The organism is Paraburkholderia hayleyella, assembly GCF_009455685.1.
Lineage (GTDB): Bacteria > Pseudomonadota > Gammaproteobacteria > Burkholderiales > Burkholderiaceae > Paraburkholderia > Paraburkholderia hayleyella.
Genome location: NZ_QPES01000001.1, coordinates 2,439,230 through 2,463,345, shown reverse-complemented (window position 1 = coordinate 2,463,345; position 24,116 = coordinate 2,439,230). Strand labels below are relative to the sequence as shown.

Sequence of the window (24,116 nt, the reverse complement as noted above, 5' to 3'; positions counted from 1 at the left end):
CTTTTTATTGGCCCGTGGCGTCAAGCGTCATTCCCGCTGGACGCTGGGCCAGATGCGCGCTGAGTACTTGCCGGATTGCCGTGTCGAACGGTGTTCGGCATCCTATTTCCAGGTTTTCCAGACGGCTTGAATCAAGATGGCAATTGCGTGGCCGGGGTGTCGCGTCAAGCGGCATGGGCACGGCGGTAATCGGTGCATCGAGCTGTAACGCATCGGCCAGCCGCACGGCCATATCGTATTTGCTCATCGCTTCATTGCCCGACCATTGCGTCATGCCGCAAACCGGCGTGCCGTTGGCATGGCATTCGAGCAGTTGCCGGATGACGACGGCGACATCCGGCGTAAAAGTGGGATACCGGATGGCCCATGCATCCATGGCGGCGGCTTGCGGTTGCGCGCTCGCGCGGGTTGCCGCGGCCGCTATCAGCGGAGGCACGAGGCTGGTGACGGCGGATTCCTGCCAGTCGTCGATCGGCCCATAAAGCAGGGGGAGCCGGAGCACGCATCCGAGTGGCGTGGTTTCCGTCAATGCCTGTTCACCCTGGAGCTTGCTGCGGCCGTAGGCATTGAGAGGGGCGGGCAAGTCCGTGCAGCGATACGGCGGGTTCGTGCCATCGAAGACGTAATCCGTCGAAATAGAGAGCACCCAGGTGCCTGTTCGCCGCGCGGCTGTGGCGAGGGTGCGCACGGCTTCAACGTTGAGCGCCGAGGCGAGTGCGGGGTTGTGCTCGCATACGTCGGGGCGGCGTTCCGCGGCCAGAATGACCAGGGCATCGGGGGCTTCGTGTTCGACGAACTGGGTGAGTGCTGCCGCATCGCGGATGTCGAGTGTGATGTGACCGGGCGCGGCCCGGCGCAAGCAGGTCGCAATGGTTTGCCAGCTGCGCTGTCGCCCCAGTTCAGCCGTCACGGCGCGTCCCAGCAGGCCCGACGCGCCAATCACGGCGACCTTGAAGCGGGATGTGGTCTTTCGAATCATGGATTGCGCGGTGCGGCCGTGACGGTATAACCGGCTTCCTCGATGGCGTGCTGAAGTGTTGCAGCGGGTTGGGCTGATTCGATGGCGACCCGTCCGGCAGCCAGATCGATCTCGACGCGTGCCGTGGCGTCCAGGGCCTGCACGGCACGCGTGACGGCCGCAACGCAATGCTGGCAGCTCATGCCTTCCACTTTGAATGCGAGGTTCATGTGTTTTCCTGTTAAAGATCAAGAGGGGGAGTTGAATTATGCCTTCCTGCATGCACCTGAGCAGCAGGATAGGCGAGGGCGTAGGCGCCGTGCGCACCGTGCGCACCGTGCGGAAAGGGAAATCAATAAAAAAGGTGATTGATAGGAGAAAGTGCTGATGAATATCGGAGAAGCGGCGCGCCTGTCGGGCGTCACGGCGAAGATGATTCGCTATTACGAAAGCGTTGGCCTGCTTGCCGCAAAGGCACGGACGTCGTCGGGGTACCGGATTTATGGCAAAGCGGAAGTGGAGGCCTTGTGTTTTATCCGGCGCGCGAGGCGGCTTGGGTTTCTGGTCGACGATATTCGCCAGTTGCTGATGCTTTGGCGGGATGGTTCGAGGTCCAGTGCGGAGGTCAAGCGGATCGCGCTTGAACAAATTGCCGACCTCGATCTGCGCATTGCCGAGCTGACGGTGATGCGCGATAACCTGGTGCAACTGGCGCGACAGTGTCATGGCGATGAGGGGGCGGAGTGTTCGATCATCGATGGCCTGGCGGATCGGGCCGGGTTGCCAGGCGGCGCCCATCATGGCGCCCGGTCCAGCGAATAAACGGAGCCGCAGACGATTGTTGGGATTTGCCCACAAGCGTGCACCAGCAGGGTGCAAAAAATATCCGGATATTTTTGAATCTTACTAATAATCAATAAAATCAAAGGGTTGAATTTGCATTTTGATGCTCGTGGAGGGGGCTTGATGCCTGTTGACAGTGCATGCCCCCTAGCCAAACTCCGTTAGATGTCTATAATCCGGGTTAACCCGTTTTAGGGTAATCCCTGATTTTTCAGCCGCCGGGGATAGGTCGAATCCTTGGAGAACATTATGTTTGCTTATTTTCTTGAAAACTTGAGTAACTGGTTTGAACGTGCTGAGCGCAACCGCCGCGAAGCCTATCTGGCGTCATCAACGGATATCGTTCAGCTTGAACAGCGTATCCGCTCTCTCGAAACGAACGGCTACTCGCTGTAAGCATTCGTTTTCGCCTGTGTGAGCGGCATCTGAGCAGCACCTGAGCCGCAGCTCTGGATCCAAAGCCCCGTACATCGGGGCTTTGCCGTATCTGAACGACGCTTTATGATTTTTTGCCTGTATCGAGCGCGCTTCACGCTAGCCTGAATTTTTTTACACCGTTAAGGTAAAGCGCTTAAGCGCTCTTAGGCCGTTCGTTTCATTGGATTCATTGGCCTGATTTGTCACCGGATTCCCTATGTTGCCTGCTATGCGAATACTTCGTTCGATACGAACCCGGCTTCCCGTTATGTTGCTTTTGGCATGGGTGACTGCGAGTGCCACTGCGGCGGGGACAGGGCAGGGCGGCGCGCGGCCGCCCAAGGTGCTGGACTCGCAGCAAGGCATCCAGGATGGGGAAAATGGGTTGATGCTGCAAACAGCGCCCTTATTGCGAGCCCCGATCGTTGCGCCGCAACCGATGGCGGCCCCGGCTGAACTGGCACCATCGAATACTCCACCGCTCATCGTGGCGCCTTATATCGAGTACCCGGTTGGCCGCCCCGTACCCTATCCACCTCATCCGCCTCATCCACCCCGTCCTCATCCGCAGCCTATGCCCACACCACCGCTGCCGTGAGCCCCTTGGGGTTTGCGCTAATGCGGTTCACCAGACCCGCGAGACCCTTTTCGCATCTTTCCGAAATGCCTGTGCCATGTGCAATACGGCTCATTAAATCGACAAGTTTTGTGCAGATCGCCATAATCCGTTGCCATATGCCTTATCTCATAAATGGCGGGAAGGGGATTAAGCGATGGGCAAAGGACGTATCGAAGCGTTTAGCGATGGCGTAATCGCCATCATCATCACGATCATGGTGCTTGAGTTGCGAGTCCCGGAAGGCGCGAGTCTGGCCGCCTTGCGCCCGCTTTTGCCGGTTTTTTGCGCATATGTGCTGAGTTTCATCTACGTCGGCATTTACTGGAGCAACCATCACCCTATGTTCCATGCCGTGCAGAAGGTGAATGGCGCCATTTTATGGGCCAACCTGCATTTGCTTTTCTGGCTCTCGCTGTTGCCCGCGGTGACGCACTGGATTGGGGAAAGCCCCTTGTCGGCATGGCCTGGTGCGATGTATGGCATGGTGCTTTTTATGGCTGCCATAGCCTATTTCATTCTGACGCACGTCCTGATGCGCCATCACGGCGCTGACTCAACCCTTGCCCGGGCCATGGGGCGGGACGTGAAAGGCAAGATGTCGGTCGGTCTCTATCTCGCGGGCGTTGCGCTGGCGTTTGTCGCGCCATGGGTTTCGGCACTGCTCTATACGCTGACCGCGGCGATGTGGCTCATACCGGACCGGAGGATTGAGCGCGTGCTGAGCGCTGAATCATGATTCATGAATGATGAAGGCTAATCGCGCGTGGGCCCAGGCGCATGGCCCAGCGCGCCATGACGCTGCGCTGGATTGATGGCTGATGGGGTTGATGGGGTTGATGGGGCGTTAAGCCCGCGCCACGGCCTCCGGGGCATAACACACCTCATCGGCCTCGAGGTTTGCCGCGTCCTCGCGCAAAATGGCATGCGCTTCAGCCTGCGTGGCGACCGAGGGGGCCGAGCCCAGCAAGGGCTGGCGAGCGGTTTCGGTCAAGGCCAGCACCGCCACGGCCCCGATCAGCGAAGCGCCCATCAGGTAATACGCGGGCATCATCAGGTTGCCGCTGAAATCCACGAGCCACGCCGTGATGAGAGGGGTCGTGCCGCCGAACAGCGATACCGAAATATTGAAGCCAATCGCCAGCGCACCGTAACGGATGCGCGTCGGGAACAGGGCGGGCAGCGCGGAAGGCATCACACCGGTAAAGCACGAGAGCAGCACGCCGATGATCAGCAAGCCGCAGAACACCGGAAGCATCGTGCCTGTGCGGATCAGCAGGAGTGCGGGGATCGACAGGATAAAAAGACCGATGCAGCCCACGAGCATGACGGGCTTGCGTCCAACCGTATCCGAGAGCCGTCCTGCCAGCAGGGTCATGGGCATCATGAGCAGCATGACCAGCAACACCAGAAAGAGGCCGTGGGTTTCGTTGAAATGCAGCGTGGCCGACAGATAGCTGGGCAGATACGACAGCGCCATGTAATCAGTCACATTGAAAATCAGCACGAGGCCGATGCAGATGAGAAGCGGTTTCCATTGCTGGACGAGCAACTGGATAAACGAGGGCTGGGGCCGGGCCTTGTCTTCGGCTTCGCGCGCCTCAGCCTGTTTTTTGAAGGCGGGCGTTTCTTCGAGCTTCATGCGGATATATAGCCCGACCAGCCCTAGCGGGCCCGCGATCAGGAACGGTATACGCCAGCCCCATGACAGCAGGGCTTCCTGCGAGAGCAGCGCAGTGAGCAGGGTGACGGTGCCTGCGCCCAGCACATAGCCAATCAGCGTGCCGAACTCAAGAAAGCTGCCCATGAAACCCCGCCGCCGGTCGGTCGAGAATTCAGCGATGAAGGTGGCCGCGCCGCCATATTCGCCACCGGTCGAAAAGCCTTGCACGAGCCGCGCCACGAGCAGCAAAACCGGCGCGAGAATGCCGATCGAGGTGTAGCTCGGGATCAGGCCAATGGCGAACGTGCCCAGTGCCATCATGATCATGGTCATGGCGAGCACGCGCTGGCGGCCGATCCGGTCGCCCAGCGGGCCAAAAACCATGCCGCCGATGGGACGCACGACAAACGCCGCAGCAAAGGTGCCGAAGGTGGCTAGCAGTTGAGCCGAGGGGCTGCTGGCGGGAAAGAACACTTTGCCGAGCGTCACCGCAATGTAGCTATACACGCCGAAATCGAACCATTCCATCGCATTGCCCAGCGCCATCGCGCTCACCGAGCGTTTGAGCAGGCTGTGATCGACGACGGTGATGTCGCTGGAAGAAAGGTTGTTGTCTTGCTTGTGCTGGCGCCACAAGCCGTTGCCGAAAGCGGTCATGAAAACTCCAATGACGGCGACACAATGCGTCAGGCATTGCACGCAGTTGCTGGGCAAGTGCAGTTTTCCGGGAGCGGAAAGGGGGTGCCGCCGGGGGGGGGCCGCGGCCACTGGCCCACAAGCATGAGGAAAAGCAGGTCCCATGCGGCGCCGGTTGCGTACCAGTTGGCCGTGAAACTGCACTTGAAGGGTAGGGTTGCCGGGAGGCGTCTTTACCTGGCCGGGACACGGGGGCAAAGAGCCGGGCGGGTGCGGCTGGAAGCGTCACTGAAAAATCAGTTTGACGGGCCGTGTGCCGCGAAAGATTGAAACTGAAAAACGTGTGTCCGATGCGAGGTGGACATACCCGTTTTAGGGTTTCAAAATTGAAAATGAAGTGGGTTACTGTTAGAAGAGCGAACATGATAGCACGATGACAGAGGATTATGCAAACCCAAAACCCGCCAACGCGCCAGCCAGCGGGGCGCAAATGCTTTTGCCACAGGCCTTTACGCGCAATTGTCAAAAATTGATGATGACCGGATAAGCTGCCTGGCTCAGGAAATGCAACGCCGCTCACGCTTCAAAAAAAGCGTCCGTCATCCGGCTGGCCAGACCATAAAAAATCCGCGCACGCGGCGCGGATTGGCGGGGGACGAGTTGGGTGTACGTCATTTAGCCCGGTGGCGGCACAAAGCCTGTGGCCTGATCCGCGCCTTCACCGAAGAAGAATTTTTCGGTTTGCTTGAGCAGATACTGGCGTGCCCGGGCGTCGGCCATATTGAGCCGGTTTTCGTTGATGAGCATCGTTTGCTGTTTCAGCCACGCCTGCCACGCTTCTTTCGAGACGCTTTCGTAAATGCGCTTACCGAGTTCGCCCGGCAGCGGTGGGAAATCAAGGCCTTCCGCTTCCTTGCCAAGTTTCGCGCATTGAACCATACGAGCCATGTTGTGCTTCTCCTGTTTCTTGTGATCAGTGTGGGGGCTGGCGCTTTGAAATCCGGCGCAACCTTGAAAAATGCGCTTCAGAGATGCTTCATCAGAACCAGCGATTTGCGTTGCCAGTTATAGAGCCGGCGCCGGTCTTCAGGAAGGTCGTCGACCGTCACCTTGACGAAGCCGCGCTTCAAAAACCAGTGCTCGGTGCGTGTGGTCAGCACGAAAATGCGTGTCAGGCCACGAGCGCGGGCACGCTGTTCGATGCGCTTGAGCAGCCGCTCGCCATCGCCGGAGCCCTGGGCTTCGGGGGCGACCGTGAGGCATGCCATTTCGCCGATGCGCTCTTGCGGATAGGGATAGAGCGCCGCGCAGCCGAACAGCACGCCATCGTGCTCGATGACCGAGAAATGATCGATGTCGCGCTCGATCTGGTGACGCCCGCGCCGTACCAGCGTGCCATCGGTTTCGAGCGGCTCGATCAGTGTCAGGATGCCGCCGACGTCGTCAGGCGTGGCTTCGCGCAGGCTTTCGAGGTTTTCATAGGAAATCATCGTGCCCACGCCGTCGTGCAAAAACAGCTCGAGCAACAGGCTGCCATCCAGCGCGTAAGGCACGATATGCGCCCGTGCCACGCCGCCGCGGCAGGCACGAATCGAATGCTTCAGATAAAAGCCTGCATCGCCTTGCACCTCGCCGCTTTCGTGCAGCCGGTAGGCGTCGTCGAGCGAGAGTTCGCGGACGAGCTCACCCGCTTCGTCCATGAGCCCGGGGGTTTCGGTCAGAAACACGATCTTGTCGGCGCGCAGCGCGATGGCGGCGGCCGAGGCGACGTCTTCCATGGCCAGGTTGAAGGCTTCGCCGGTGGGCGAGAAGCCGAGGGGCGAAAGCAGCACCAGCTTGCGGCTGGCTAGCGAATGACGGATCGAATCCGCATCGATCTTGCGGACAAGGCCCGTATGGGCGAAGTCGACGCCATCCAGAATGCCGACCGGCCGCGCCGTGACGAAGTTGCCCGACACCACGCTGATGTGCGCATGCGCCATCGGCGTATTGGGCAAGCCCTGGCTGATGGCGGCTTCGATGTCGAGACGGACTTCGCCTGCGGCCTCCTTGGCGGATTCGAGCGCGCGGGCATCCGTGATGCGCATGCCATGAGAAAACTCGGATTCGACGCCATGCAGGCTCATCTGTTCTTCGACCTGGGGCCGCGAGCCGTGAACCAGCACGATCTGGATGCCCATGGCCTGCAATAGCGCGATGTCGGACACGAGCGCGTTGAGCAGGCCCTGATGCACGACTTCGCCGCCAAAACCGACGACGAATGTCTTGTTGCGAAAGGCATGGATGTACGGTGCAACCGAACGCATCCAGTCAACGAACTGGGCGTGTGGCAGGCCGGTTTCCGCCACGCCAGGCGCGGCTGGCGCGCTGGCGGAGGGGGGAGGGATGTCGGTTGGGGAATTCATGGCCCGGATTATAATGCGGCCCATGTCGAATGTACCCAAAAGCCCCGCTCCGGCGCGCCCTGATTTGCCGTCCGAGGCCCGACAGCGCAAGCCCGTCCGCCGCGCGTCTGCCCCTTCCGCTTCCGTCGCCGCTTCTGCGGCTTCCTCTCCCCAGGCCCCCGTCAAATCCCGCCAGACGCCACCCGCAAGCAACACCCGCGCGCCGCGCGGCGCGCGAGCGGCGGCGCGTCAGGTCACGCCCAACCCGGTGCCACCGGTCACCTTTCCTGAAGCGCTGCCCGTCTCGGGCCGCCGCGATGAGATCGCCCGGGCGATCACGCAGCATCAGGTGGTCATCGTGTGCGGTGAAACCGGTTCAGGCAAAACGACGCAATTGCCGAAAATCTGCCTCGCGCTTGGACGCGGGCTGGGTGCCGGAGGCACCGGCCTGATCGGCCACACCCAGCCGCGCCGGATCGCGGCGTCAGCGACCGGGCGGCGTATCGCCGAAGAACTGGGCACGCCGTTTGGCGAGGTGGTCGGCTACAAGGTGCGGTTTACCGATAACCTGGCGCCGGGGGCTTCGGTGAAGCTGATGACGGATGGCATCCTGCTGGCCGAAACCCAGACCGATCCGCTGCTGCGTGCCTATGACACGCTGATCATCGACGAGGCTCATGAGCGCAGTCTCAACATCGATTTTCTGCTGGGCTATCTGCGCGAAATTTTGCCCAAACGCCCTGATCTGAAGCTGATCGTGACGTCGGCGACGATCGACGCCGAGCGCTTTGCCCGCCATTTCAGCCAGGGCGGCACGCCCGCGCCGGTGATCGAGGTGAGCGGACGGCTGTATCCCGTGGAAATCCGCTACCGCCCGGTGGTCGAAGACAGTCCCGCCGTGAAAGCTGCGGAAGGCAGCGCCACGGCCGCGCGCGAGCGGGCCCGGCCACAGCGGGCCGCTTCAGGCAAGGACCGCGACCTGATGGACGCGATCGTCGACGCTGTCGACGAACTCTGCCGCGTGGGGCCTGGCGACGTGCTGGTGTTCTTGCCCGGCGAGCGCGAAATCCGCGATGCGGCCGAAGCCTTGCGCAAGCACCATCCGCCGCATACCGAAATCCTGCCGCTGTTCGCGCGTCTGTCGGCGGCGGAGCAGGAGCGCGTGTTCCGTGCCTCCAACGCTCGCCGCATCGTGCTGGCCACCAACGTGGCTGAAACCTCGCTGACCGTGCCCGGTATCCGCTATGTGGTGGATACCGGGCTGGCGCGCGTCAAGCGCTATTCGTATCGCAACAAGGTCGAACAGTTGCAGGTCGAGCCGATTGCCCAGGCGGCGGCGAACCAGCGCGCGGGCCGCTGCGGCCGGGTCGCGGATGGCGTGTGCATTCGCCTGTACGAAGAGAGCGACTTTCAGGCGCGCGCGCGCTTCGCCGATCCGGAAATCATGCGCTCGTCGCTGGCGGCGGTGATTTTGCGGATGAAATCGTTGCATTTGAGCGCAATCGAAACCTTTCCCTTTATCGAGCCGCCCCCCGGCCGCGCCATCGCGGATGGCTACCAGTTGCTCAACGAGCTGGGCGCGGTCGATGACAGCAATGCGTTGACGCCGCTTGGGCGTGAGCTGGCGCGCTTGCCGCTCGATCCCCGGGTGGGCCGGATGATTCTGGCGGCGCGTGAGCAGCACGCGTTACGCGAGGTGCTGATCATTGCGAGCGCGCTCTCGGTGCAAGATCCGCGCGACCGGCCGAGCGAAGCCCAAGAGCAGGCAGACCAGGCGCATCGCCGTTTCGCCGACGAGCGCTCGGAGTTTTTGCCATGGCTGAAGATCTGGACATGGTTCGAAGAGGCCATCGCCCACAAAAAATCGAACCGGCAACTGGGTGAGGCATGCCGCGCGCAGTTTCTGTCCCAGTTGCGCCTGCGCGAATGGCGCGATGTGCACGCGCAATTGCTGACCGTGGTGCGCGAGCACGGCTGGCGGCTGAACGAGGCCGAAGCGACCTTCGAACAGATTCATCTGTCTTTGCTCACAGGCCTGCTGGGCAACATCGGCCTGAAAGCCGATGACGAGCCCTATTACCTGGGTGCACGCGGCATCAAGTTTTATCTCTGGCCCGGCTCGACGCTGGTGAAAAAAGCGGGGCGCTGGGTGATGGCGGCGGAACTGGTCGAAACCAGCCGACTGTACGCGCGCGGCCTCGCCAAAATCGAGCCGGAATGGATCGAGCGCGTCGGCGCGCATCTGCTGAAAAAATCGCTGTCTGAACCGCACTGGGAAAAGCGTGCCGCACAGGTCAGCGCTTATGAGCGGGCGGTGCTTTACGGCCTGCCGGTTTATCACCGGCGGCGCGTGAGTTTTGGCCGCCAGGACCCCGCGCGGGCGCGCGAGCTGTTCATCCGCGGCGCACTCGTGGAGGGCGAATTCGAGACAAAACTGCCGTTTTTCGCCCATAACCGCAAATTGCTGGCCGACATCGAACAGCTTGAGCACAAATCGCGGCGCCAGGATGTGCTGGTGGATGACGAGCTGATTTTTGCCTTCTACGATCAGGCGATTGCGCCGGGGATTTACACCGGCGCGTCGTTCGAGCGCTGGTACCGGGACGAAGCGGGCAAAAGCGGCCAGCCGGAGGGGCAAACGCGGTTGCTGTACCTGTCGCGCGACGATCTGATGCGGCATGAAGCCGCGGGCGTGACCACCGATCTCTTTCCGAAGCGCATGACGATGGCGGGCGTCGAGATGGCGCTGACCTATCACTTCGAGCCCGGCACGCCGCGCGATGGCGTTACGCTGGCGGTGCCGCTCTTTGCGCTCAACCAGGTCAATACGCGGCGTTGCGAATGGCTCGTGACCGGCATGCTGAAGGAAAAGGCGCAATTGCTGCTGAAATCGCTGCCGCAAAAACTGCGGCGCCATTGCGTGCCCTTGCCCGACTATGCAACGGGCTTTGCACAACGGATGAGCGGCGCGCGTTTTGGCGCGGGCGGCCTGATCGAGACCTTGATCGCCGATGTGCGCGAGCAAACCCAGGTCGTGCTGAAAGTGACCGATTTCAAGCTGGAGACGCTGCCTGCGCATCTTTTCATGAATTTCAAGGTGCAAGACGAGCATGGCCGGCAACTGGCGATGGGCCGCAACCTGGCGCAATTGCGCGCTGAGCTGGGCGGCCAGGCGCAGCAGCATTTCCAGAAAATAGCGAGCGGTGCGGCAGGTGTGGCGCTGGCCAGCGCCACGCTCGCGCTGGGCTCGGCGTCAGCGGGGGTGCCGGAGGCGGCGGATGCGGAGGCGGCGGGGCGCAAGCGGCACCCGTCTAAAGCGTTCGCCACGGCGCCAGGTGCCGCCGGTGCAACTCAGGCGGCAGCGGCGGCATCCTCCACCGCGCTGTACGAAAATCTCACGACATGGAATTTCGGCAAGTTGCCGGAGCTCCTCGAAATTCGCCGGGGCGGACAAACGCTCTTTGGCTATCCGGCGCTGGTGGACCGGGGCACGCATTGCGATGTCGAGGTGTTCGATTCGCCGGATGAAGCGGCCCGGATTCATCGTGCAGGGTTGCGGCGGCTGTTCGCGTTGCAACTGAAAGAGCCGATCCGCTATCTGGAAAAGAACTTGCCCGGATTGCGCGAGATGGCGCTGCAGTTCATGCCGCGCGGCACGCAAGAGGCGCTGCGCGAGCAGCTGGTCGATACGGCGCTGGACCGGGCCTGCCTACAAACGCCGTTGCCTGACGATGACGCCAGCTTTCACCAGCGCCGCGACGAAGGACGCAGCCGTCTGACCTTGCTGGCCCAGGAAATCGCCCGGCTGGCGGGGCAGATTCTCACTGAATACGCGACGGCGGGTAAAAAGCTGATGCAGGCCAAACCCTACGCAAGCGCCCACGCGGACATGCAAAACCAGCTGGATGCGCTGATCGGCAAGCGCTTCGTGATTGATACGCCGTATCTGCAACTCACGCATTTCCCGCGTTATCTGAAGGGGATTGCGCTGCGTATCGACAAGCTGAAAGCCGATCCGGCGCGCGATGCGCGCCAGTTGGCCGAGTTCCAGCCGCTGTGGCAGCACTATCAGCGCGCCTTGGCACTGCGCGGTGGGGTGCCGGATGCACGTCTGGTGGAGTTTCGCTGGTTGCTGGAGGAATTGCGGATTTCGCTGTTTGCCCAGGAACTGCGCACGCCGATGCCGGTTTCAGTGAAGCGCTTGCAGAAAGTGTGGGAATCCATGCAACGCTGACCTCACGCCGGGTTTTGCCGCTTTTGGCGCTGGGCCGCCCGTTCGTGTGAAGCCGAAACCAGACTGGCGTCAACCGTCCAGCAAGGCAAACGTTCTACAATAACGATCGTTTTCCGATATAGGTTTTTATGCGTATTTCTTTTTTCTCAACTTTTGCTCGCACGTTCGCGGCGAGTGCGGTATTGAGCGCCGCGGCGGGTTTTGGGGCGCCGCTTGCTCACGCGGACAACGTGATTGTGCTCAATTCCGGTGAGGCCACGCTCAGCCTGATCGACCAGGCCAGGCGCGAAGTCGTCGGCACGGTGCCCACCGGCAAGGAGCCGCATCACTTGATGGTGACGCCCGACAACACGTCGCTGATCGTCGCTAACTCGGTGTCGGACAACCTGATGTTCGTCGATCCTAAAACGGGCAAAGTGCAGCGCTGGCTCGAAAACATCGAAGATCCTTATCAACTGGGCTTCTCGCCCGATCGCAAATGGCTCGTGACCGCGGGCTTGCGCCTCGACCGTATCGATATTTATCACTACGACGGCCATAACCCGACGCTCGCCGCACGCCTGCCGCTGGCCACGATGCCCAGCCATCTGGCATTCACGAGCGATAGCAAGACGGTTTTTGTCACGCTGCAGGTTTCCGGCGAGCTCGCCGCAGTGGATCTGCCCACGCAAAAAGTGAAATGGAAGATGAAGCTGGGCAAGGCGCCCGCCGGGCTCTGGATGACGCCGGGCGAAAAGTATCTGCTGGTCGGCATGACGGGGGCGGATTACGTCGCGGTGGTGGATTGGCGTAACCAGAAAATCATCAAAACCATCCCCACGGGCAAGGGCGCGCACAATTTCCGCTCGCTGGCCGATGGCCGCCATGTGGCCGTCAGTAATCGCGTCGCCAGCACCATCAGCATCATCGACGAAGACACGCTGACCAATGTCGGCAATATCACCGGCTTGCTGCCAGGCCCCGACGATATGGAACTGACCGCCGACAAACGCTATTTGTGGGTGACGTTCCGCTTTGCCAAACGGGTCGGCATTATTGATTTGACTACCCGCAAGCTGATTCAGACCATTGCGGTGGGGCGCTCGCCACACGGCATTTACTTTTTCGATCGTGCGCCGGTGACTGCGCCGAATGGCGCCTGACGGCCCGATATGCTGAAGCGGAGGCGGCACGCATTATGTTTCACCTGATTTTTTCTTCGATAGACGGTTTTATTTCGACGGTGCAGACGTGGCTATACATCGAAGTGGTGCAGCCGTTGCTGTTCCACTTCGACCTGATGGTCTACGACGAAGACACTTACGACAGCCTGTACTGGGTCCTGGTCGGCGTGCTCGAAGTGCTGGTGATGTATGCGCTGCTGCGGCCGCTGGAAGCATTGCGTCCGGTTGAACAGTGGGACAACCGCAAAGCGGTGCGGGTGGACGTGATCTACACATGGATTGCCAAGCTCGGCATTCTGAACCTGTTTTTCTTCTTCGCGCTTCAGCCCTGGTTTGACGAACTGCAAGGCTGGCTGCGCCTGCACGGCATCGCCAACATCGAGTTCGATAATCTCTGGCCCGGTGTGACCACCCAGCCGCTGGTCACCTTCGTGATGTATCTGCTGGTGCTGGATTTCGCCGGTTACTGGTATCACCGCTGGCAGCACCGGATTGGCGTCTGGTGGGAGCTGCACGCCGTGCATCATAGCCAGCGCCAGATGTCGCTCTGGTCCGATGACCGCAATCACATACTCGACACTTTGCTGCAAGCGTCGTTTTTTGCCGCGATTGCGCTCGTGATTGGCGTCTCACCAGGGCAGTTTGTCGTGCTGACCGCCATCACCAATCTCGCGCAAAGCGTGCAGCACGCCAATATCCGGCTGTATTACGGCTGGCTGGGCGAGCGCTTGCTGGTCAGCCCGACGTTTCACCGGCGTCACCATGCCATCGGTTATGGCCATGAGGGCCTGAAATACGGTTGCAATTTTGGCGTGCTGTTCCCGTGGTGGGACATGCTGTTTCGCAGCGCATCCTTTAGCCGCGAGCTTGAACCGACCGGCATCTCCGATCAGCTCGAAGGCCGGCATTATGGCGAGGGCTTCTGGGCCCAGCACGGGCTGGCGTTCAAGCGCATCGGCGAGCGGCTGGCGTTCAGGCGCCGCCGCGTGGACAACGATGCGTCTGCCGTCTGATCACGCCGGGGTTCTCACGCGCCGCTCCGGCTTGCCGGGCGGCGCGCCTGATGATGACTGTCTGACGGCATCCTTGCGTTTGACGGTTCGTTTGACTGTGCGTTTGACTGTTCGCTTGACGGTTTTTGCCGCGTTTTCTGCTGTTTCTTCCGCCCGCTTGTCCTGTTCCCGCCTCTGTCCCTGTCTCTGTCCCCCTTCTTTTTTCGGCTCTCCGCTCGCATGAACGATCTATTGCGCTCGTTTGGGCGTGCGCTTCTGGCTGTATTTCATCCGCGCATGCTGTGGCTCACGTTTTTGCCGTTTGTCGTGGCCGCGATCCTGTGGGGTGGGGTGTTCTGGCTGTCATGGCAGCGGCTTGCCGGCGCGGTGCGTTTCTGGCTCGACGGCGGCGCGTTGACAGGCAATCTGTACGGCCTGCTCGACTGGTTTGGGTTTGCCTCGTTGCATTCGGTGATCGCGCCGTTTCTCGTGATGATCCTGGCGATCCCGCTGATTGTTCTCACGGTGCTACTGCTGATCGCCACGCTGTCGATGCCGGGCGTGGTCCGCTATCTGGCGGTACGCCGTTTTGCCGGGCTCGAGATGCGGCACGGGGGCACCTGGTACGGCGGTCTTGCCCATGCGCTCTGGACCACGCTGGTCTGTGCCGTGCTGCTTGCGATCACGCTGCCGTTATGGCTCGTGCCACCCTTTTTCGCGGTGATTCCACCGCTGTTGTGGGGCTGGCTGACCTATCGCGTGATGACGTATGACGCGCTGGCCCTGCATGCCAGCCAGGAGGAGCGCCGTGCGCTGGTGCGGCGCTATCGCTGGCCGTTGCTGCTGATCGGCATCGTCAGCGGGCTGTTGGGGACGCTGCCGTCGCTGCTCTGGGTGTCGTCGATCTGGCTGATCGCGCTGTTTCCGTTCATCACGGTGGCGATGATGTGGGTTTATGCGTTGATTCTCGTGTTCTCGGCGCTCTGGTTTGGCGATTACTGTCTGAGTGCATTAGCGCGTATGCGTGCTGAGGCGGGGCAGGAGCCCCAGTTCAGGCGTTTGCCGGAACGTCATTTCTGAATTTGCATTTTGCGAGGTAGCCATGGCAGTCGGGGCCATCATCATCGGCGACGAAATCCTGTCGGGCAGGCGCCGTGACAAGCATCTGCCGAAAATCATCGAACTGTTACAGGCCAGAGGGCTGTCGCTGGCCTGGGCGGAATATATCGGCGACGATCCCGCCCGTATCACGGCGACGCTGCAACGCACGCTGGCTTCGGGCGATATCGTGTTTTCAACCGGCGGCATCGGCGCGACGCCGGACGATCACACGCGGCAATGCGCGGCGGCGGCGCTGGGTGTGCCGCTTGAATTGCATCCGGAAGCGGCGGAGCTGATCCGTCAGCGGATCGTCGACATGCATCCGGCAGATGCCGCCACGCCCATCGATTTCGCTTCGCCTGAAAGCCTGCACCGGCTCAACATGGGCACGTTTCCGCGTGGCGCGTCGATTATTCCGAACGGCTATAACCGGATTCCTGGCTTTTCGCTGGCCGATCATCATTTCGTGCCGGGGTTTCCCGTGATGGCCTGGCCGATGATCGAGTGGGTGCTGGATACGCGTTACGCGCATCTGCATCACGCCACGCCGCACACGGAGAAATCATTGCTGGTGTTCGAATTGCCCGAATCGACGCTCACGCCGCTGATGGAACAAATCGAGCGCGATTTCGCTGGCGTGCGGGTTTTCAGCCTGCCCAGCGTGGGCGATGCAGAGCGTGGCGGGATTTACGCCCGGCGGCATATCGACCTCGGCGTCAAGGGCGAGCCGGAGGCCGTGGCAGCGGCGTTCGTCAAGCTGCGCGAGGGGGTGTATCTGCTAGGCGGCGATATTGTCGAGCCCTAGAGCCCTAACTCAAGGCGCTCTGGCGCGCTGGCCTGATCCGTCGCGCCTTGCCTGTTTCAGGCGCCAATCCAGGGCAAGCCGCGAAAGCACCATCCCGAAACGGTCTTGCGATGCCCCTGGCTATCCTTGTCGCCTTCGAACCCTTCGAGCAAATCAAACGCCCGGCTGAATCCCGCCTGGCTGGCCGCCACCGCCGCCAGCTTCGAGCGCGCCGCGCTGCGGCACAGCAGCAGCAGCGGGGTATCTGGCGTGAGCGCCTCGCATAATTGTCCGATGAATGCCTCATTGGGTGCGCCACCGGGGTAGCGGATCCATTCGAGATGAAGATATTGCCCGTCGCCAACAACCGGACGTCCCACCCAGTCCAGTTCGGCGCGGGTGCGCACATCGACCAGCCGCGCCTCGGGATCGAGCTGCAAGAGCTCGAAAGCCTCAGCCGGCGAGAGCGCCCCCGCATAGGGCAACTGGTTGCTGGCGCGGCGCTTGCCGGCCTCTGCATAGAGCTGTTCGAGCGTACTCATGGCGCTTGCCTCCTGTAACGGCAAAACGGCATTCTAGCGCGCTGCCCGCGACGAAGAATTTTGGCATGGCCAGCATGTTGAGCGCGTCAGATGTGCCATATCGGTGCAAAATGCTCCCCGCGCACCAAAACCATGAGCGGGATCAACGGCATCTTCTGGTTTGCACGATGCTGGTGCAAGCGCGCGTCATGCCTGCCATGTGGCGCTCGGATCGAGCTGCATGGCACGGATGATGCTTAATAGTTCCACGTGACCGGTTCACCGCATGTTGCCAGGCCTCGCTGCCAGGGTGCTCCGGTGCTTTAAGCCCGCTTGAAGCGGCGGCCCATCCGCCGAATTCCGAATTCGTTAATCAGGAGAAAAGGTTATGAGTAAATCCGTGGCTGACGTCATGCAGCTCGTCAAGGACGAAGACGTCAAATTTGTCGACTTCCGTTTCACCGATACACGCGGTAAAGAACAGCACGTTTCGGTGCCGGTATCGGCCTTCGACGACGACAAGTTCGAAAGCGGCCATGCCTTCGACGGCTCCTCGATTGCCGGCTGGAAGGGCATCGAAGCTTCGGACATGCTGCTGGTGCCGGACCCGGATACGGCTTTTCTCGACCCGTTTTACGAAGAAGCGACACTCGTGCTGACGTGCGATGTGGTCGAACCCGCCGATGGCAAAGGGTATGAGCGCGATCCGCGCTCGCTGGCCAAGCGCGCCGAGGCCTATCTGAAAAGCACGGGCCTGGGTGACACGGCCTTCTTTGGTCCTGAACCTGAATTCTTTATTTTCGATTCGGTGCAGTGGAATACGGATATGTCCGGCTGCTTTGTCAAGATCGGTTCGGAAGAAGCGCCGTGGTCGTCGGGCAAGGAATTCGAAGGCGGCAATACGGGCCACCGTCCCGGCGCCAAGGGCGGTTATTTTCCGGTCGCGCCCGTCGATGCGTTTCAGGACATCCGCTCGGAGATGTGCCTGCTGCTCGAACAGATCGGCATTCCCGTCGAAGTGCATCACCATGAAGTCGCAGGCCAGGGCCAGAACGAGATCGGCACGCGCTTTTCGACGCTGGTACAGCGCGCCGACTGGACCCAGCAAATGAAATACATCATCCATAACGTTGCCCATACCTATGGCAAAACCGCGACGTTCATGCCCAAGCCCATCGTGGGTGACAACGGTTCGGGCATGCACGTGCACCAGTCGATCTGGAAGGATGGCCAGAACCTGTTCGCGGGCAACGGCTATGCAGGCCTGTCGGAATTCGCGCTGTTTTACATCGGCGGCATCATCAAGCACGCCCATGCCCTGAACGCGATCACGAACCCGACGACGAACTCGTACAAGCGTCTGGTGCCGCACTTCGAAGCGCCGGTCAAGCTGGCGTATTCGGCGCGTAACCGCTCGGCCTCGATCCGCATTCCGCATGTCTCGAACCCGAAGGGTCGCCGCATCGAAACCCGCTTCCCGGACCCGATGGCCAACCCGTACCTGTGTTTCTCCGCGCTGATGATGGCGGGCCTCGACGGCGTGCAAAACAGGATCCACCCGGGCGAAGCCGCCGACAAAAACCTGTACGACCTGCCGCCTGAAGAAGACGCACGCATTCCGACGGTTTGCGCTGGGCTCGACCAGGCGCTCGACGCGCTCGATAAGGACCGTGAATTCCTCACACGTGGCGGGGTATTCACCGATTCGATGCTGGACGCGTATCTGGAGCTCAAGGGCGGCGAATTGCAACGCTTCCGCATGACGACGCATCCGATCGAGTTCGAGATGTACTACTCGCTGTAAGCGGCAAGGTCGATGTCGATGTCGATGTCGATGCCAATGCCGGTGTTATTTCTCGCAGGGCGGGCAGCGCAGTGTCTGTCCTGCCGTGGCAGATGACATGAATGGCGTAACAGCAAGGAGGGACGGCGGTGCCGTCCCTTTTTCGTTGGCCTGCGATGTTGGCCTGCCGATGTTGGCCTGCCGATGTTGGCCTGCGATACCTGGCAGGACGCGATAGGGAGCAATGAAGCCATGGATCTTCCGACGCGCAAGGCGGCGCTAAAAAATCTGGAACACAGCAAAAGTGGCCAGCCCGAGCCGCTCACGAACGATCTGGCGCTGGCCGAATCCGGTTTGCTGCCGGGCTTCGAGGCATTCCCGACGGTGGTGCTGGTGCTGGAAAAACACACGTTGCGCGTGGCGTTCGCCAACCCGTCCGCGGAATCGCTGCTGGAGCTGTCGCGGCGGCAACTGGCCCATCTGGCCTGGTCCGATCTCTTTAGTAACGCCGATGAACTGATCGCCATGATCGCGGCGATTGCCGGGCACCGGTTTCAGGCGACACATCTCGACGCGGTGCTAGAGCGCCCCGGGCACGAACCGTTGCCGGTGCATGCGGTCATCGGGTTTCTTGAAAGCGCGCCTGACTACGTGCTGCTGGAGCTGTTCGAGAACGAGCGGCATTTGCGCACGGACCGCGAAGCGCGCATTCACGATCTGACGGCCGTCAACAAACAACTGATCCGCAACTTGGCGCATGAGATCAAAAACCCGCTGGGTGGGATTCGCGGGGCCGCGCAGTTGCTCGAATTCGAACTGGATGCGCGCGAGCGCGGGGCGCTGCGCGAGTACACCCAGGTCGTGATTAAAGAGGCCGACCGTTTGCAGACCCTGGTGGACCGTTTGCTTGAGCCGCACCGTCATCCGCATATCGTCGGTGATGTGAACATTCATGAAGTGTGCGAGCGGGTGCGCGCGGTGATTCTCGCGGAGTTTCCGCAAGGGCTGACGATCGGGCGTGATTACGACGTGAGCGTGCCCGAGTTGCGCGGCGACAAGGAGCAGCTCATTGCGGCCTTGCTCAATATTGTGCGCAACGCCGCCGAGGCGCTGCGCGAACAGATCGGGCAGGGCACCGCGCGCATTGAACTGCGCACGCGCATCGCGCGCAAGGTCACGATCGCCCGGCGGTTGCGCAAACTGGCACTGGATTTGCGAGTGATCGATAACGGCCCCGGCATTGCCGAGGACATCCGCGAGCGGATTTTTTTCCCGCTGGTATCGGGCCGTGAAGAGGGCAGTGGCCTGGGGCTGACGCTGGCACAGACCTTCGTCCAGCAACACGATGGCCTGATCGAAGTCGAAAGCCGGCCAGGTCATACCGAGTTTCAGATTCTGTTGCCGTTCGCGGATTGATGCGATGGAGGCGATTGACGTGATTGAGGCGATTGACGTGATGAAGGCCTCGCTGGCCTTTTATTTTCCCGAGCCACTTATATGAAGCCGATCTGGATAGTCGATGACGATGAATCAATTCGCTGGGTGCTGGAGAAGGCACTGGCGCGTGGCAACCTGCCGAGCCGCAGTTTTGCCAATATCCGCGAGGCGTTAGCCGCGCTGGAGCATGACCGTCCCCAGGTGCTGGTTTCCGATATCCGCATGCCAGGCGGCTCGGGGCTGGAACTGCTGCAAGCCGTGCGCGAGCAGGTGCCGGGGCTGCCCGTCATCATCATGACGGCGTTTTCGGATCTGGATAGCGCGGTGTCGGCATTTCAGGGCGGCGCGTTCGAATATCTGGCGAAGCCCTTCGACGTCGATCGCGCCGTGGAGCTGATCCGCCGTGCTGTCGATGAAAGCCTGCGCGGCGCGCCGGTTGCCGCCGAGCGCATGGCCGATACCCCCGAAATGCTAGGGCAGGCGAGCGCGATGCAGGATATGTTCCGCGCGATTGGGCGGCTCTCGCATTCGGTGGCGACCGTGCTGGTGACGGGCGAATCGGGCACCGGCAAGGAGCTGGTGGCGCGGGCGCTGCACCGTCATAGCCCACGCGCGAGCGGCCCCTTCATCGCGCTCAATACGGCGGCCATTCCTAAGGATCTTCTCGAATCCGAGCTGTTCGGCCATGAACGCGGGGCGTTCACGGGCGCCCAGGCACAACGTCTGGGACGGTTCGAGCAGGCCGAGAACGGCACGCTCTTTCTCGATGAAATCGGCGACATGCCCTTCGATTTGCAAACGCGCTTGTTGCGGGTGCTATCGGACGGGCAGTTTTATCGTGTCGGCGGACATCAGCCGGTGCGTGCCAACGTCCGGGTGATTGCCGCGACGCATCAGAATCTCGATGCGCGTGTGCGCCAGGGGCTATTCCGCGAAGACCTGTTTCACCGTTTGAATGTGATCCGGCTGCGCTTGCCCGCCTTGCGTGAGCGCAGCGAGGATATCCCTTTGCTGATGCGCCATTTTCTGCAAAAAAGCGCGCGCGATCTGGGCGTCGAGCCCAAGCGCGTCTCCGCAGCAGCGCTGGCGCATCTCGCTTCGCTGCCGTTTCCGGGCAATGTGCGTCAACTGGAGAATCTGGCGAACTGGCTGACCGTGATGGCGCCCGCGCAAACCATCGAAGTCAAGGATTTGCCGCCGGACCTGCTACCCGGGCAACTGGGTGTGTTCGAGATGAATGCGGGCCCAATGCTGGATGCGGGTCAGGGGTTTCCTGCCGCTGAGCAGGGCACCGGGGGCGCAGCGCAGCCCGCGTCCGCGATCGTTGCCGCGCAGGCCAGGGGCATGGCCGACAACGGCTGGGAGAGCGGCTTGCGCAGCGAAGTCGCGCGGCTTTTGCGGGAAAACGGCGAGGGCGTGATGGATGCGCTCTCGCGGCGCTTCGAGGCGGCGATCATCCGCGAGGCGCTCGATTTCACCCGTGGGCGCAAGGTCGAAGCGGCGGAGCGGCTCGGCATCGGCCGCAATACGATCACGCGCAAGATTCAGGAGCTGGATCTCGAGCCCTGAGAGACGGGGCATGGGGCTCGCCGGAGCCCGTATTTCAGTTGTGCTCATCGGCCCCCGAGCTGGGGCATGGATCGACCTCATATAATTAGCCTCGAACTCAAAACGGCGTGTGCACGCGAGGCCAGGCTGGCGCGTCCGTAAAAGAAAATTTATTCGGCACAACGAGGTTGGAGATGCAACAGCACACGATTCAACAGGAGACCCTACAGACAGCTTCTGCCCGGGATCTCTTCATGCCGCGGTTCCTCATCGGTATTTCCCAGGGATTAGTCCTGTATCTGCTCACGAACGCTGCCCATCAGCGCAGCGGCATCGCAACGATCCCGCTTCTGTTTTTTCCGCTGGTTCTGCTTAGCTTGTTCATCCCGCCAGCGGTTATCGTGGGTCTGTACCGGATGAGAGGGGACCGGCTCACGATGTGGGTCGCCGTGCTCACCGCAGTTGTCGCGGTCTTGGGCTATCACGACGCGTGGCGCTCGACAGGCGCTGAACTGGCCGGCATGCAATTGTTCGGCCGCGCCGGAGGCCCGCTGCCGTCAATGGCCGTGACCTTCTACAGCGGCGTGATCCTATTTATCGCTTATGGCCTGATTCTCGCCGGCGAGCATGCAAGGTCGTGGTACGCCCCCTACGAATCGTATTTCGAGTTCGCCTGGAAACTCGGGCTTCAGGTCGGCCTTTCCGCGTTGTTCGTCGGTGCGCTCTTTCTTGTGCTTTGGCTGGGAGCCGGGCTCTTCCTGTTGCTGAAGCTGGATTTCCTCACGCGGCTTTTGCTCGAATCGTGGTTCAACATTCCCGTGAGCGCGATGGCGTTTGCCTCAGCCTTGCATATCACCGATGTGAGGCCGGACATCATCCGGGGCTCGCGCACGCTGGTCTTGTCGCTTCTTTCGTGGCTGCTCCTGGTCCTCGTGATCATCGTTGGCGGCTTCCTCGCCTCGCTGCTGTTCACCGGGTTCGACCTGTTATGGGCCACGCGCTCCGCGACAGAGATCCTGCTCGGTGTCGCGGTATTGGAAATCGTTTTCGTGAACGCTGTTTTCAAGGGGGGGCTGGCATCCGATCTCGCTCCGCGTGTGTTGCGTGTCTGCATGAGAATGGCCTGCCTGACGCTGCCCATACTGGTGGTCCTTGCGATTTACGCGCTCGCACTGCGGATTGGGCAGTATGGGTTCACGCCGCATCGTATTGGGGCCTGTGCGGCAACGTTCGTGGCTTGCCTCTATGCCATGGGCTATGCGTGGGCGGCGCTGGCCCGTACCGCTATCCTCACAAGGATCGCGCCCGTGAACGTGATCGCAGCATGGGTTTCAATCGCGGTTCTCGTGGCTGTATTCACGCCGTTGGCGGATCCGGCACGCCTGTCGGTGAACAGCCAGGTGGGCCGCCTGCTCGCCGGCAGGGTTGAGCCCGACAAGTTCGATTACAACTTTCTGCGCTACCGCTCCGTGAGATACGGACTGCAAGCGCTCGTGCGCCTGCAGGGGGAGACTCAGGCCGCCCATGCCGCGCGCATCCGCGCACTGAGCGCGCAGGCTGCCCGTCTGCCCGGCCAAGACCCTTTGGCCGCGGACCATCCGGATACGGCAGCGCTCGCGCTTAACATCGTGTCGCGGACTCCCGGGCAGCCGGTTCCGGCCTCGTTTCTCTCGCAGGACTGGCAACGGGTCACGCTGCAGCGGCGTCTTCCCGATTGCCTGAACTATGGTTCGATGAAGTGTGACGCTTACCTCGTCGATCTGGGCGGCGCGCACAAGCCTAACGTGGTGCTCTTTTCTGGCAGTGACAGTACGGGATTCGTTTTTGGCGAGGCCAGCGATGGCGCTTGGCAACTGGTGGGCAAGCTTTCGATCGCACCGCACTGCACTGCGGTTCGGGATGCCCTGGCGCAGGGGACTTTCCAGCTCGTTGAACCGCAGCTTCGAGATATTCAGGTCAACGGTCAGCGTATTGGCGTCACGGTGACGCCGGAGCGTGATGCCGCCTGCTCGGGATGAGCCTGGGTTCGCGCGGGGTTCACGGCGCCCATCAGGATGCGACCGGCGCAGGGTGCGCCGGTCTGCGCGCTCAATCCAGCACGGCGAAGACTGGCGCGTGATCCGACGGTTGTTCCCATTTGCGCGGCGTGCGGTCCACATCGCACGCACTGCAGCGCGCGGCGAGCGCGGGCGACAACAAAATATGGTCGATGCGCAAGCCGGCATTGCGGCGAAACGCCAGCATCCGGTAATCCCACCACGTGAAGGTTTTATCCGGGTGTTCGAACTGGCGGAAGGCATCGCTTAGCCCCAGCTCCGTGAGCCGGAGAAACTCCGCGCGCTCTTCCGGCGACACCAGGTTTTGCCCTTGCCATTGGCTGGGATCATGCACGTCCCGGTCTTCGGGCGCGATGTTGTAATCGCCCAGCAGCGCGAGCGCGGCATATTGCTTGAGCTCGGCGCTAATCCAGTCATGCAGCGCATTGAGCCAGGCCAGCTTGTAGGTGAACTTGTCCGTGCCAGGCGCCTGGCCGTTCGGAAAATAAGCTGAAATCACGCGTACGCCTTCGATGGTCGCCGCAATCACGCGTTGTTGCGGATCTTCAAAACCAGGAATATTGCGCGTCACGCTCGCTTCATCGACGATGAGCCCATCGCGCACCAGAATGCCGACGCCGTTATAGGTTTTTTGCCCGGCAAACCAGCTGCGATAGCCTTGCGCTGCGAATTCGGCGCGCGGAAATTTATCGTCGGTCAGCTTGAGTTCTTGCAGGCACAGCACGTCGGTCTGGCTGAGTGCGAGCCAGTCAGCGACATGTTGCTGGCGTACTTTCAGCGAGTTGACGTTCCAGGTGGCGATTTTCACGGAAAATTCCCAGTTCTCAGGCTTGAAGGGTGGGGGGTGTTCAGCAGGCGGAGTTTGCCAGAATTCCGCTTGCAGTAGAGCGGGGGAGGGTGGCGCAACGCGGGGCGCATTTTATCGTTTCAGGCTGGGCCGCGCGTCTTTTCGTGGCCCGGCTTTTCATGACACACCAGG

20 protein-coding genes are annotated in these 24,116 nt (G+C 61.4%); 13 read left to right on the top strand and 7 right to left on the bottom strand.

Annotated elements, in window-relative coordinates; translation table 11 throughout:
• Window positions 1-4 precede the first annotated feature (4 nt).
• Together GH657_RS10880 and GH657_RS10875 are read right to left on the bottom strand one after the other, a co-directional pair.
• Complete coding sequence (locus GH657_RS10880; protein ID WP_153100779.1) at window positions 5-979, bottom strand: dTDP-4-dehydrorhamnose reductase family protein; 975 nt, start codon at window positions 977-979, stop codon at window positions 5-7.
• Window positions 976-1,188: a heavy-metal-associated domain-containing protein gene (locus GH657_RS10875; RefSeq protein WP_153100778.1), complete on the bottom strand. Its 213-nt coding sequence runs from the start codon at window positions 1,186-1,188 to the stop codon at window positions 976-978. Before GH657_RS10875 ends, GH657_RS10880 begins: the two co-directional genes overlap by 4 nt.
• A gap of 157 nt (window positions 1,189-1,345) precedes the next feature.
• Here GH657_RS10875 and cueR point away from each other — a divergent pair, with 157 nt between their 5' ends.
• The 4 genes from cueR (at window position 1,346) to GH657_RS10855 (ending at window position 3,573) form a co-directional block, all read left to right on the top strand.
• A complete protein-coding gene (gene cueR, locus GH657_RS10870; RefSeq protein ID WP_153100777.1) occupies window positions 1,346-1,780 on the top strand; it encodes a Cu(I)-responsive transcriptional regulator in 435 nt (144 codons plus the stop codon).
• Window positions 1,781-2,050: 270 nt separating this feature from the next.
• Window positions 2,051-2,197 carry a DUF3563 family protein gene (locus GH657_RS10865; protein WP_153100776.1) on the top strand — a complete coding sequence of 49 codons (147 nt, stop codon included), beginning with the start codon at window positions 2,051-2,053 and terminating at the stop codon, window positions 2,195-2,197.
• A gap of 289 nt (window positions 2,198-2,486) precedes the next feature.
• On the top strand, window positions 2,487-2,816 hold the full coding sequence (locus GH657_RS10860; protein WP_246174054.1) for a hypothetical protein: 330 nt from the start codon (window positions 2,487-2,489) through the stop codon (window positions 2,814-2,816).
• A 175-nt stretch (window positions 2,817-2,991) separates the two neighbouring features.
• The gene (locus GH657_RS10855; protein WP_153100774.1) at window positions 2,992-3,573 is read left to right on the top strand and encodes a TMEM175 family protein; all 582 of its coding nucleotides are present in this window, start codon (window positions 2,992-2,994) and stop codon (window positions 3,571-3,573) included.
• 108 nt (window positions 3,574-3,681) lie between these two features.
• Here GH657_RS10855 and proP read toward each other — a convergent pair whose 3' ends face one another.
• The 3 genes from proP to argA form a co-directional block, all read right to left on the bottom strand.
• On the bottom strand, window positions 3,682-5,154 hold the full coding sequence (gene proP, locus GH657_RS10850) for a glycine betaine/L-proline transporter ProP (RefSeq protein ID WP_153100773.1): 1,473 nt from the start codon (window positions 5,152-5,154) through the stop codon (window positions 3,682-3,684).
• Window positions 5,155-5,808: 654 nt separating this feature from the next.
• Entirely contained in the window at window positions 5,809-6,081 is a 273-nt protein-coding gene (locus GH657_RS10845; protein WP_153100772.1) for an oxidative damage protection protein, read from the bottom strand.
• 77 nt (window positions 6,082-6,158) lie between these two features.
• Window positions 6,159-7,538, bottom strand: a complete 1,380-nt coding sequence (argA, locus tag GH657_RS10840; RefSeq protein ID WP_153100771.1) for an amino-acid N-acetyltransferase — start codon at window positions 7,536-7,538, stop codon at window positions 6,159-6,161.
• Between argA and hrpA the strand changes: the two genes are divergently transcribed.
• The 5 genes from hrpA to GH657_RS10815 all read left to right on the top strand — a co-directional run bounded on the left by hrpA (window position 7,537) and on the right by GH657_RS10815 (window position 15,812).
• Window positions 7,537-11,751, top strand: coding sequence for an ATP-dependent RNA helicase HrpA (gene hrpA, locus GH657_RS10835; RefSeq protein WP_425495740.1), 4,215 nt, complete (start codon window positions 7,537-7,539; stop codon window positions 11,749-11,751). The two genes, argA and hrpA, sit on opposite strands and share 2 nt — an antisense overlap.
• A gap of 128 nt (window positions 11,752-11,879) precedes the next feature.
• The gene (locus GH657_RS10830; RefSeq protein WP_153100769.1) at window positions 11,880-12,893 is read left to right on the top strand and encodes a YVTN family beta-propeller repeat protein; all 1,014 of its coding nucleotides are present in this window, start codon (window positions 11,880-11,882) and stop codon (window positions 12,891-12,893) included.
• A gap of 35 nt (window positions 12,894-12,928) precedes the next feature.
• Window positions 12,929-13,927, top strand: coding sequence for a sterol desaturase family protein (locus tag GH657_RS10825; RefSeq protein ID WP_153100768.1), 999 nt, complete (start codon window positions 12,929-12,931; stop codon window positions 13,925-13,927).
• Window positions 13,928-14,146: 219 nt separating this feature from the next.
• Complete coding sequence (locus tag GH657_RS10820) at window positions 14,147-14,986, top strand: EI24 domain-containing protein (RefSeq protein WP_153100767.1); 840 nt, start codon at window positions 14,147-14,149, stop codon at window positions 14,984-14,986.
• Window positions 14,987-15,008: 22 nt separating this feature from the next.
• Window positions 15,009-15,812, top strand: a complete 804-nt coding sequence (locus tag GH657_RS10815; protein ID WP_153100766.1) for a competence/damage-inducible protein A — start codon at window positions 15,009-15,011, stop codon at window positions 15,810-15,812.
• Between the two features lie 56 nt (window positions 15,813-15,868).
• Here the strand turns inward: GH657_RS10815 and GH657_RS10810 are convergent, their stop codons facing one another.
• Window positions 15,869-16,333: a rhodanese-like domain-containing protein gene (locus tag GH657_RS10810; RefSeq protein WP_153100765.1), complete on the bottom strand. Its 465-nt coding sequence runs from the start codon at window positions 16,331-16,333 to the stop codon at window positions 15,869-15,871.
• Window positions 16,334-16,700: 367 nt separating this feature from the next.
• Between GH657_RS10810 and glnA the strand changes: the two genes are divergently transcribed.
• From glnA to GH657_RS10790, 4 genes are all read left to right on the top strand, one after another.
• Entirely contained in the window at window positions 16,701-18,116 is a 1,416-nt protein-coding gene (glnA, locus tag GH657_RS10805) for a type I glutamate--ammonia ligase (protein WP_153100764.1), read from the top strand.
• Window positions 18,117-18,347: 231 nt separating this feature from the next.
• Complete coding sequence (gene glnL / locus GH657_RS10800) at window positions 18,348-19,511, top strand: nitrogen regulation protein NR(II) (RefSeq protein ID WP_153100763.1); 1,164 nt, start codon at window positions 18,348-18,350, stop codon at window positions 19,509-19,511.
• Between the two features lie 81 nt (window positions 19,512-19,592).
• Window positions 19,593-21,101 (top strand): nitrogen regulation protein NR(I), encoded by a 1,509-nt coding sequence (ntrC, locus tag GH657_RS10795; protein WP_153100762.1) that lies wholly within the window; start codon window positions 19,593-19,595, stop codon window positions 21,099-21,101.
• Between the two features lie 233 nt (window positions 21,102-21,334).
• Entirely contained in the window at window positions 21,335-23,098 is a 1,764-nt protein-coding gene (locus GH657_RS10790) for a DUF4153 domain-containing protein (protein WP_174769932.1), read from the top strand.
• Window positions 23,099-23,168: 70 nt separating this feature from the next.
• On the opposite strand, the gene xth is transcribed toward GH657_RS10790, so the two are convergent.
• A complete protein-coding gene (xth, locus tag GH657_RS10785; RefSeq protein WP_153100760.1) occupies window positions 23,169-23,945 on the bottom strand; it encodes an exodeoxyribonuclease III in 777 nt (258 codons plus the stop codon).
• Window positions 23,946-24,116: the final 171 nt, after the last annotated feature.